The 1,055-nt window shown below is 67.3% G+C and carries 2 protein-coding genes; both read right to left on the minus strand.

Annotated features, from left to right (window positions below; all coding sequences use genetic code 11):
• Positions 1-12: 12 nt before the first annotated feature.
• Positions 13-837: a ParB N-terminal domain-containing protein gene (locus V5F77_RS28910; protein WP_429008488.1), complete on the minus strand. Its 825-nt coding sequence runs from the start codon at positions 835-837 to the stop codon at positions 13-15.
• Positions 838-839: 2 nt separating this feature from the next.
• Positions 840-1,055 (minus strand): helix-turn-helix domain-containing protein (locus V5F77_RS28915; RefSeq protein ID WP_429008489.1); only part of this gene is annotated, 216 nt, incomplete at its 5' end.

A 1,055-nucleotide genomic window follows, 5' to 3' on the forward strand; every position in this document is an offset into this window, starting at 1 on the left:
GGGGGGCGGCCATCACGCGGCGTCCCGCTGTTCGGCTGAGGCCTCACCCTCGGTTTTCAGATAGTCGAGGAAGCGATCGCGGGCGCGGCGGTCCGCCCGGCGCCAGCCCTTCAAGAGCGCGGCGTACTGCGCATCCGCCTCGTCCACCGGTGCGCTGGCGGTGCCGTCGCCGCGCATCTGCTTTACGGCGGCGCCGACGCTCATGGCTGCCTCGCCGCCGCTCATCAGCCACTGCACCGCAGTGCGCTGCTCTTCAGGCGACAGCCGCGCCAGGGCGTCGAGTTCCGACCCGGTGTTGGCGATCGAGGTGCCGGAGATTCGGTCGCGCACGTCCGGCACGATGGCGGCGCGAGCGATCATCCGCTGCAAGGTGCGCTCGGAGCAGCCGAGCCGTTCACAGGCTTCGGCCGAGAAGCGCGGCATCAAGTCGCCAAAAATGGCGACTTGGTCAGACCGGCGGTCGCCGCCGTGCTTGGCCTGCGGGTTCAGCTTCTCGTAGAGGCGCTTCTTCTCGCTCAGGAACACCGCCCGATCGAGGTCGGAAAGCTCGGCGCGGTAAAGGTTTTCGTTGATCTCCCGCATCCGCGCCTGATCGGCGGTGATGTCGAGGATCTCGGCGTCGATCTCGGTCCATTCGAGCAGCTTCACCGCGTCCAGGCGGTGGCCGCCGGAGATCAAGGCGTAGCGGCCCTTCTTGCCGGGCCGGACCTCGATCGGGAACCGGAGCCCATCTTCTTTGATTCCGGCTGCCAGCAGCAGGGCTTTGTCTGGATCGACGCGACGCAGGCGATCATCGGCGTCGATCAGATGGATGGCGATTTTTGTACGTTCGGCCATGTCTAGGCTGCCCCGGTGATTTGACGGTGACTCGGCGCTTGGCGGCGGCTAGGTTTTTGCCGGCGAGAGGAGCGGGGCTGCCCGCTTCGGTCGTAACGGCTGGGCCAGATGTCCTGAGGCCGCATGTCGAGGGCGGATGCGATGATGCCTTCGACGGCGGGCCAGGGGCGCACCAGGGCCTTGTAGAAGGACGAGGGCTCGTAACCCGCCTGCTCGGC

The sequence above is a fragment of the Roseixanthobacter psychrophilus genome, from assembly GCF_043195195.1.
Classification (GTDB): Bacteria; Pseudomonadota; Alphaproteobacteria; order Rhizobiales; family Xanthobacteraceae; genus NCEH01.